Origin of the sequence: Microbacterium songi (assembly GCF_042747925.1) — a bacterium.
Lineage (GTDB): Bacteria > Actinomycetota > Actinomycetes > Actinomycetales > Microbacteriaceae > Microbacterium.
On sequence record NZ_JBHZIE010000006.1, the window covers coordinates 282549 to 291841 of the forward strand.

Annotated in this window: 8 protein-coding genes; 5 read left to right on the top strand and 3 right to left on the bottom strand. The window is 70.6% G+C overall.

The annotated features are described in order from the left end of the window. Window positions 1-21: 21 nt before the first annotated feature. The 3 genes from ACFM35_RS09800 to ACFM35_RS09810 form a co-directional block, all read right to left on the bottom strand. Window positions 22-513 carry a VanZ family protein gene (locus ACFM35_RS09800; protein WP_378841461.1) on the bottom strand — a complete coding sequence of 164 codons (492 nt, stop codon included), beginning with the start codon at window positions 511-513 and terminating at the stop codon, window positions 22-24. A gap of 118 nt (window positions 514-631) precedes the next feature. Continuing rightward, window positions 632-2077 carry an ATP-binding protein gene (locus ACFM35_RS09805; RefSeq protein WP_378841463.1) on the bottom strand — a complete coding sequence of 482 codons (1446 nt, stop codon included), beginning with the start codon at window positions 2075-2077 and terminating at the stop codon, window positions 632-634. Window position 2078: 1 nt separating this feature from the next. Then, window positions 2079-2594, bottom strand: a complete 516-nt coding sequence (locus ACFM35_RS09810; RefSeq protein ID WP_378841465.1) for a hypothetical protein — start codon at window positions 2592-2594, stop codon at window positions 2079-2081. A gap of 251 nt (window positions 2595-2845) precedes the next feature. On the opposite strand from ACFM35_RS09810, the gene ACFM35_RS09815 reads away from it, so the two are divergent. The 5 genes from ACFM35_RS09815 (at window position 2846) to ACFM35_RS09835 (ending at window position 9172) form a co-directional block, all read left to right on the top strand. Further along, window positions 2846-4363 (top strand): tyrosine-protein kinase domain-containing protein, encoded by a 1518-nt coding sequence (locus ACFM35_RS09815; protein WP_378841467.1) that lies wholly within the window; start codon window positions 2846-2848, stop codon window positions 4361-4363. Window positions 4364-4372: 9 nt separating this feature from the next. Continuing rightward, a complete protein-coding gene (locus ACFM35_RS09820) occupies window positions 4373-6169 on the top strand; it encodes a DUF4012 domain-containing protein (RefSeq protein WP_378841469.1) in 1797 nt (598 codons plus the stop codon). Window positions 6170-6272: 103 nt separating this feature from the next. Next, entirely contained in the window at window positions 6273-6824 is a 552-nt protein-coding gene (locus tag ACFM35_RS09825; protein WP_378841471.1) for an LPXTG cell wall anchor domain-containing protein, read from the top strand. A 189-nt stretch (window positions 6825-7013) separates the two neighbouring features. Next, window positions 7014-7967: a glycoside hydrolase family 6 protein gene (locus ACFM35_RS09830; RefSeq protein WP_378841473.1), complete on the top strand. Its 954-nt coding sequence runs from the start codon at window positions 7014-7016 to the stop codon at window positions 7965-7967. Between the two features lie 209 nt (window positions 7968-8176). Beyond that, on the top strand, window positions 8177-9172 hold the full coding sequence (locus tag ACFM35_RS09835) for a response regulator transcription factor (RefSeq protein ID WP_378841475.1): 996 nt from the start codon (window positions 8177-8179) through the stop codon (window positions 9170-9172). Window positions 9173-9293 lie beyond the last annotated feature (121 nt).

Sequence of the window (9293 nt, forward strand, 5' to 3'; positions counted from 1 at the left end):
AGCCCGCTGTGAGAGCTCGCCTCAGGCGCGGCGTCGACGGAGGGCGACGACGATGGCGGCGAGGATGAGACCGATGCACGCCCCGGTGGTGTTGGCCGCGACGTCGAGCAGACTCGGCGTGCGACGGTCCAGCAGCAGCGCCTGCGCGCACTCGATCGCCACCGTGACGACGATCGCGATCGGCAGCACGAGATACCTCGACTGCGCGAGCAGGACGGCCAGCAGCCAGCCGAGCGGGACGAAGAGCAGGATGTTCGCACCGAACTCGATCCGCGGATACGTCACCCACGGGAGGCGCCGGGTGATCGCTCGGAGGAGGTCGCCAGACCCGCTGTCGATCGGCACCGGCCACAGCGCGATCAGCGTGAGCGCAACGAGATAGAGGGTGAGCAGGGTGCCGGCGATGACCTTGCCGCGGAGGTGTCGGCCTTCCGTCGACGGAGGCGCCCAGAGAACAGGTCTCCCCGCCTCCACCCTCTCTGATCCCTCGGCCGTCTCTGATCGCTCGGTCACGCTGCCTCCGCTCGCAGCGCTGCGACGGTGCCGCGCATGTTCCTGTGTCGGGTCGGAGCGAGAACCCGCTCGACCCGACGTCTGCGTCGACCTTATCGCCAGCGCCGTCGCGACCGGTTCACCCGACCCTCTCGGACGACGCCAGCCCCGCCTCCGCGAGCGCCCCCAGGAACGCGCGCACATCGGCGTCGACGTCGATCGATTCCAACGCCGCCACTGTCGCCACACGGCGGACGACCTCCGCCGTGTATCGCGCCTCGTCGACCTCGAGACATCGCCACACGACCCCGGCAGGGCCCTCCATGGCGACCGGGGCGGCCGCGGAATCAGTCAGCGACAGCGCCACGACGCGATCGCCGTCATCCGTCCACGCGACACGCTCCGCGCGACGCCACCGGGCATCCTCGAAGATGCCGGCCTCGATCAGCTGTAACACGGATGCCTCGACTCGGCACACTGCCGACTCCTGGTGATCGGGCGCGCCGTAGGCCGCCTCGGCCGCGGAGAGGAAACGCGCCATCGACGCACCATCGGCCGCTGCCGCCCAGAGGGCGGGCGCGATCCCGGCGAGGACGGTCAGTTTCCCGGTGCCGTCCGGGCGAGGCTGCAGGACCGCCACGCTGCCCGTGTCTTCGAGGGTGATGGTGTCGATGTAGGGCGCGCGAGCGATCGTCGCTCGGCTCGCGGCCGGCGTCGCGGCGACCTCGTCCCGGTGTGCCTCACCCGGTTCGGCGCCACGACGGGGGCTGTCACCATTCGCGGCGGCCGAGAAGATCGTCGCCATCGCCCGTGGAAGCGAGGATGCCTCTCTATAGTGCGCGCGGTGGACCGTTCCCACTTCAACCACGTGTCGTGCGATCGTCCTCAGCGGCGCGGGAAGTGCGGTGAGGTGACTGGACTGCTCGACCAGGTCGGCGAGCGCGGCATCCAGCGGCAGAGCGTCCAGGACCGCGGCATCCGGCGCATCGATCCCTCGGTCGAGCAGGACGATTCCCGCCAATCGAAGAGGACCCGCCGGCAGGGGCCGCAGCCCCCGCTCCGAGGGAGCGCGCTGCGCCTTCGGGGCGTCCGGGCGCTCGATGATCGAGAGCGGTTTGCGGTAGGGCCACACCGTGCCGTCACGGTCGATCGCCACGGTCTCGTCGGAGAGATAGGCGTACGCCCGCCCGAGGGCGAGCGCCGCCGTCGTCTTCCCCCGCCCCGAGGGGCCGACGAGCACGATGACATTCCCCCGATCGTCGGCGATCCCCGCAGCGTGCAGCATCCACGACCTTCCTCGGCGCGCCCCGATCGCCGCCAGCGTCACGCGCTGCGAGAGGTCTGCGAGCATCGACGGCAGGTCGTCGGATGCCTCGACCACGACCGTCGCGGCCGGTGCGGTCTCTCCCCCGGGTGAGACCGCGTCGGCCCACGCGGCCACGACGGCGGCGCGCTGAGCGGGCGAGACCCCCGCGACGTCGATCCGGATGACCTCGCCGATCGCGAGAACGAACAGGCTCGAGTCGACGGACGCCGCCGACGCCACGTCGGTCGCGATCAGAGCCGTGTGATGCTCCCCGACCACATCACGACGCGCTGCAGAGGACGAGCGTGGAGTTGACGGTGCCGGCCGACTTCGCTCCTGTCGCGACATAACCTTCCGGCAGGGTGGCCACGGCACTCAGGGTGAACGCCACAGAGATGCTGAGAGTCGTGCGGAAGGCGATCGTGGCCCCCGCAGGCAACGCGGACGTCAGGGTGATCTGACGGCTGCGGTTGGTGAGCACGACGACGCTCGCCGTCCCGCCGCTGACCGAGAAGACGCCGATATTGGCGACGCCCGTACCGGTGACGGTGACGACGGTGCCCACGGGGAGCGGCGCGGTCGGACCGGCCTGGAGCAGGAATCCAGGACCGATGAGGCCCAGCGTCCCGCACGTGCCGTTGAGCGTGAACGCCCCGACATCGACGTTGCTGGCCGCATGCGCGGGCACCGCCGCGGTCGCCAGGATGATCGGCACGGACCAGGCCGCGCCCTTCAGGATCGTGCGTCGTTCGATGAGGGAGCGCGGCTCTTCGCGCTCCAGGATGTTGTCGGACATGTTCCCCCACGCCGTAGTTTTCCGATGATCGTCGCGAGGCACGTCTGCGGACCCCACGGCCAGGCTGACACAGCGAAAAAGACGATCACAACCGCACGGCCACCCGATTGCGCGCGTCGACTACTGGGGTTCGAGGCGCACTACGCAGATGCGGTCATCAGTACTACTGAGGTTCGCGGCCGGCTACCGAGATCAGCCCCGAGCGGCCGCCTCCGCGCGGATAGAGTCGCCTCGAACTCAGAGGGGGCCCGATGGAACTGCGCGACTATCTGCGCATACTGCGAGCGCACTGGATGGGCATCGTCGTGTTCACGATCCTCGGGGTGGCCGTCGCCTTCGGGTGGACCGCGCTGCAGCCGAGGGTCTACTCGGCTTCGGCCAGCGGTTATGTCGTCGCGACCGGAACCGGAACGGAGACCGACTCCGGTGCTTCGCTGGTGGGTGACCAGCTCGCCCGCAACAAGGTCACCTCCTACCTCGACATCGGCACGTGGCGCGAAGTCGCCGAGTACGCCATCGCCGACCTCGGACTCGACGTCAGCCCCGAACAGCTGGTCGGTCAGGTCGACGTCACGAATCCCAACGACACGGTCGTGATCCACGTCGCGGCCGACGCCGCCTCCCCCGAGGCTGCGCGGGATCTCGCCGAGGCATGGATCGACGGCATGGTGACGGCGATCGACGACATCGAGGGGGACGGCACCGCCGGATCGGCCGCCGTCACCCTGATCCCCGGCGATTCCGCCCGACTCCCCACCGCTCCGTCCTCTCCCAATGTGCGCCTGTCATTGGCGCTGGGCGCCCTCGTCGGCCTGGCCATGGGCATGGGGTACGCGGTCGTCCGCAACGTGCTCGACCGCCGCATCCGCAACGCGCGCGACATCGAGCGTGAGACGGGCGTCTCGGTGGTCGGGACACTCCCCCTCGACAAGGAGTTCACGACGGGCCGGAAGGTGCTCAGCTTCTCGGAGGCCGACGTCAGCTCGCTGGCCGTCGCCGAAGCGATGCGCGAACTGCGCACGAACCTGCAGTTCATGGACGTCGACAACCCGCCGCGTGCGATCGTGGTGACCAGTCCCCTTCCCGGCGACGGTAAATCGACCGTCGCCGCGAACCTCGCGCGCAGCCTCGCCGCCGCCGGTCAGCAGGTCGTGCTGATCGACGCCGACCTTCGGCGACCCATGGTCTCGAAGATCTTCGACCTGCCCGATGGCGCCGGCCTGACGGACGTGCTCGCGGCCCGCGCGGAGATCTCCGATGTGGTGCACACTGCCGATTCGGCGCGCAATCTCGTCGTGCTTCCCGCCGGTCGCATCCCCCCGAACCCCAGCGAGCTGCTCGGCTCGCAGCGCATGCGGGAACTGGTGCACACGCTGTCGGCCGAAGCGCTCGTCATCATCGACTCCCCGCCTCTGCTGCCGGTCACCGATGCCGCCGTCCTGGCCACCGGCGCAGACGGCGCGCTGGTCGTGACCTCCGCAGGTCGCACGACGTTCGACATGCTCAACCACGCGCTCCTGAACCTCGAGAAGGCCCACGCGCGCCCGCTCGGCGTCGTCCTCAACAAGGTCACGCGGCGCGGTGGCGACGCGGGCTACTACGGCTACCAGTACCAGGGATACGCGTCGGCGACACCGGCCGAACCGGCGCCCGCGACCGTCCCCGTCGAGCTCGCCGGCATCCCGGGCGCGGCGCGTCCGGCGGTCGAACAGAACCTGCGCAGGTCGCGCTCAGCGCCCGCCCGGGGAAGGCGGGGAAACACCCCATAGGGTGGTCGGGTGTCCGAACCCGTCCTGCCTCGCCCGGCGCGCACCGCCGGCGTCGTCTTCGCGTGGGTGCTCGCCGCGTTGGTGCTGCTGTCGATCTTCGTGGTCGCGTGGGTGGGCATCCGCGGCTTCCTCGCCTACGGCCACCTCACCGACGCGCAGTCCCGCGCCGCCTCCGTGCGGGCCGACCTCACCGATCCGACCACGGTCGCAACGGCCCTGGCGGATCTCTCCGCCGACACGCAGCAGGCGCATGCGCTCACGAGCGACCCGATCTGGCGCGCCGCCGAGGGGCTGCCCTGGGTCGGACCCCAGCTCGCCGCCGTCTCGACCGTCGCGGGGGCCCTCGACGAGGTCGCGAGCACCGCCCTCGCTCCGCTCGCGCAGGTGGCTTCGACCTTCTCGGTCGACGCGCTCCGGCCGCAGAACGGCCGCATCGATCTCACGTCGTTCCAATCCGTGCAGGATGCCGCGACCACCGGCACCCGCAGTCTGGGTCAGGCCGCAGCATCCATCGATGCCATCGATCGTGCACCACTCGTCTCCCCTTTGCGCGATGCGGTGAATCAGGTGGACGACCTGCTGGCTCAGACGGAGAGCGCCACCGGTGCCCTCGCGCGTGCGACCGCGCTTCTTCCGGCCATGCTCGGAGCCGACGGTCCGCGCGACTACCTCGTGCTGTTCCAGAACAACGCCGAACTGCGCTCGCTGGGCGGCAACCCCGGCGCGATGGCGCTGATCCACACCGACGGCGGCACCATGACCCTGACGGCGCAGGACTCCACCTCGGGCTTCCCGAAATATCCCGAGTCGGTCATCCCGCTCTCGGAGGAGGTGCGCGCGCTGTACGGCGACCGTCCCGGCGAATGGATGCAGAACACCACCCTGGTGCCCGACTTCACCGTGGCGGCTGAGGCCGCACGCGCCATGTGGGCCCGCGAGCACGACGGCCTCGAGGTCGACGGCGTGCTCTCGATTGACCCCGTCGCCCTGTCCTACCTGCTTGCTGCCACCGGACCCGTCACTCTTCCGACGGGTGACGTGCTCACGCCTGACAACGCGGTGCAGCTTCTGCTCAACGAGGTGTACCTGCGCTACGAGCGTCCCGCCGATCAGGACGCGTTCTTCGCGGCGGCCGCCAGCGGCATCTTCACGGCCCTCTCGAGCGGAAACGTCGACCCCGTCACCCTGCTCACCGCCCTGGCCCGCGCCGGCGACGAGGACCGCCTGCTCATCTGGAGCGCCCGCGACGACGACCAGGCACTCCTTGCCGATACGACCCTCGCCGGCGGACTTCCCGTCACCGACCGCGACGCCTCGACCTTCGGGGTCTATCTCAACGACGGCACAGGCTCGAAGATGGACTACTACCTCGGCGTGGACACGCAGGTGCAGTGGACGACCTGCGTCCCCGCATCGGACCGCACCGCCACCGGGCAGGCGCAGCTCGCGCTGACACTCACCAACAACGCCCCGGCCGATAGCGCGAGCCTGCCGGATTACATCACCGGAGGGGGCACGTTCGGGGTCCCCCCGGGAACGATCCGCACGGTCGGATACATCTATCTGCCAGAGGGCTTCGATCTGGTGGACGCCGACGTGACCGGCACTCCCGGCTTCGGCGGAGGCTTCCACGACGGTCGCCAGGTCCTGAGCTTCTCGGTGGACCTCGTCCCCGGCGCATCCGCGACCGCCACCGCGACGGTGCAGACCACGGCGCCGAGCTCGACCACGATGATCGCGCGGACCACGCCGACTGTTAACACAACCGACACGCAGTCGCTTGTCGCCGTCTGCGAGACCCCGTAGAATCAGGCCACGGGCATCGCCGCTCAGTGCAGCGTCCCGCGCGTGCTCTGAGCCTTGATCGCATGACCGTTCCATCACGTCATCGCGCCGGGGGGCCCTCCACATGAACCGCACCATCCGCAACATCACGATGGGTGCCGCAATCGGCATGGCCGCCCTGAGCGCCCCCATGGCCGCACAGGCGGACTCGATCTACCCGCCGTCGGGGTCCTGCACCGTCAGCCCCGCCTCCGCCGCGCCGGGCGGCACGCTCTCGCTCTCCTGCCGGGCCGCCACGTTCTCGAGCAACGAGAGCGTCACCATCACGGTCACCGGCGAGAACGGTGCGGGCGCGTCCGTCGGATTCGTCAAGTTCGCCGTCACCACGGCGAGCGGCGTGGTCGAGTCGGCGACCGACGGCTCACTGCCGGCCACGGCGATCACACTGCCGAAGGACGCCTCCGGCACCTACAACATCGCCGCCATCTCCGCCACGTCCGCCGGCGGCACCGCGACCGCTTCGGTCGCGTCGACGGACGGCAGCGGCCTGCCGGCGACCGGCCTCGACAGCAACTCCCTGCTCGGCCTCTGGGCCGGCGGCGGCGCGCTCGTGCTCGCCGGTATCGCGCTCGCGGTGGGCGCGGTCGTGCGGCGCCACCGTCTCACCCAGGACTGATCCCGCTGTGAGGACGTGCACGACGCCCCGCGTCGGCGCGCATCCGGCCGGAGCGCCCTCGACATGACGTCGCCCACGCCGCCGCCGCGGCCCGGGGCGAGGGCGCCCCGCCGACCGACAGGCCGGCCGGCATCGCGCCGACCTTCTCCGCGCCGCCCGTCATCGCGACGCTGGCTGTGGATCGCGCTGGTGGCCGTCGTGATCGTTGCGGTGATCGTGACGCTCGCCCTGGTCGGAGGTCTGGTCATGAACGCTTTCCAGAGCCTGGGCACGCGTCCACCCGCCCCCGGCACGACGATCGTCGCGCCGAGCGACTCCAAAGCCACGCAGGCGGCAGCGGATGCAACGGCCGGCTCCGATGCCCAGGCCGCCGCCGAGTACCTCGCCTCGCAACCCACCGCCTACTGGCTCACCCCCGAAGCGGATCCCGTCGACGAAGTCTGGAACCGCATCGCCGCGCTCGCCGCCGACGCGCGGGAACAGGATGCTGCGCTCGCGGTCGTCGTCTACGGGCTGCCCGAACGCGACTGCGGCAACCTGTCGGCCGGTGGACTCGACGACGCGTCCTACGTGAACTGGACGCAGCAGATCGGCGACGCCCTGCGCAATGCGTCCGACCTGCAGCGCATCGTGATCCTCGAGCCCGACAGCCTCGCCCTCGCGCCCGAATGCGGCAACGTCGATGCCCGCACCACTCAGTTGCGTGGTGCCGCAGACCGCCTCGCGGGCCCCGGCATCTGGACCTACCTCGACGGAGGCCACTCCGACTGGCTCAGCGCCGACGAGATGGCCGGACTCATCCGCGGCATCGGCCTGCAGAACATCCGCGGCTTCGCCACCAACGTGTCGAACTACAACGCGACCGACGACGAGGTGGCATACGCGCACGAACTGGCCGGCCTGCTCGACGGCGCCCACGCCGTGATCGACACATCGCGCAACGGCCGGGGCTCCAACGGCGAGTGGTGCAATCCTCGTGGACGCGAGGTCGGCGAGCCGGGCGGGTCGATCGGAGACGACGTCGTCGACACCAACCTGTGGATCAAGCCCCCGGGCGAAAGCGACGGCACCTGCAACGGCGGTCCTGCGGCCGGCACTTGGTGGCCCGACGCCGCCATCGAGCTCACGCGCGCGGCCCGCTGACCAGGGCAACGGGCGGCGGGCAGCCCGAGAAGAGACTCGCGGATGCCTCGTCCCGCGTCACACGCTCGCAATCCGTGCACCTGTAGCATGAGCCTCACACCATGGTCCCCAGCCGTGGTCGGCTGACAGTGTCGCGCCTCGGTCCCCAGCCGCAGCATCCGATCCTGCCCCACCGATGCTCGGGGACCCGAAATGCCGGGGGGCCGCAGATGAACACCGACGAGAACGCGCTCAAGACCGCCGTGATCGTCGAGGACGATCCCGACATCAGGCACCTGCTCGCCGAGGTGCTCGAGAGCGCGGGCTTCTCGACGGTGAGCGTCGGCAACGGCATCGACGGCGTGCGCGCCGTCCTCACATACAAGCCGCTCATCACGACGCTCGACGTCAACATGCCGGGCATCGACGGCTTCGAAGCGGCCCGCCGCATCCGCGCCGAGAGCGACACGTACATCATCATGCTCACCGGGTCCGAATCCGAGGCCGACGTCGTCCTGGCTCTCGGCAATGGGGCCGACGAGTACCTCACGAAGCCGTTCCGGCCGCGCGAGCTCCGCGCGCGCATCGATGCGGCCCTTCGACGTCAACGCCGAAGCAACACCCCGCCGCCGCCCGCTCAGGAGCGGGTGGGACCGTCGTTCCCCTCGCCGCGCCCGGTCACAACGCAGATGCCCACCATGGCGCCGCGGTACGAAGAGGAGCCGGCACTCGCCGAGCCTCCGATCGAATACATCGCGCAGACCGTCCCGGCGCCGGCCGCCTCGCGACCGGCGGCGACGCCGTACATCGTGCACCCGGCGCCGAACGAGGACGCGGGAAGCGCCGTGGAGCAGGTCACCCACGCCGCGCCGCCGGTGCGTCAGGAGCACTGGCTCGGCCACCGCGATCTGCTGCTCGACCCCGACGCCCGTATCGTCACGATCGGCGCGTCCGAAGTCGATCTCACCCGCACCGAGTTCGATCTGCTCGCCACCCTGCTGGAGTCCAAGCGTCGGGTGCGCAGCAAGGCAGACCTCACGCTCGTGCTGCGCGGCGAATCGTACGTCACGAGCTACTTCGTGGGCGACGCCGACAAGCGCGCCATCGAGGCGCACATGACGAACCTCCGACGCAAGCTCGGCGACAACCCGAACAATCCGCGCTTCATCGAGACGGTGCGCGGGGTCGGCTACCGACTCACGTCCGACCTGATCGCGGCACCATAGGACGCCGATCCACGAACGACGGCGGGGGGGGGGGGGGGGGGGGGGGGGGGGGGGGGGGGGGGGGGGGGGGGGGGGGGGGGGGGGGGGGGGGGGGGGGGGGGGGGGGGGGGGGGGGGGGGGG

Bases quoted from the DNA above. Each gene is read 5' to 3' on its own strand.
- ACFM35_RS09810 (WP_378841465.1), bottom strand. From the start codon at position 2,594: ATGTCCGACAACATCCTGGAGCGCGAAGAGCCGCGCTCCCTCATCGAA.
- ACFM35_RS09815 (WP_378841467.1), top strand. From the start codon at position 2,846: ATGGAACTGCGCGACTATCTGCGCATACTGCGAGCGCACTGGATGGGC.
- ACFM35_RS09825 (WP_378841471.1), top strand. From the start codon at position 6,273: ATGAACCGCACCATCCGCAACATCACGATGGGTGCCGCAATCGGCATG.
- ACFM35_RS09835 (WP_378841475.1), top strand. From the start codon at position 8,177: ATGAACACCGACGAGAACGCGCTCAAGACCGCCGTGATCGTCGAGGAC.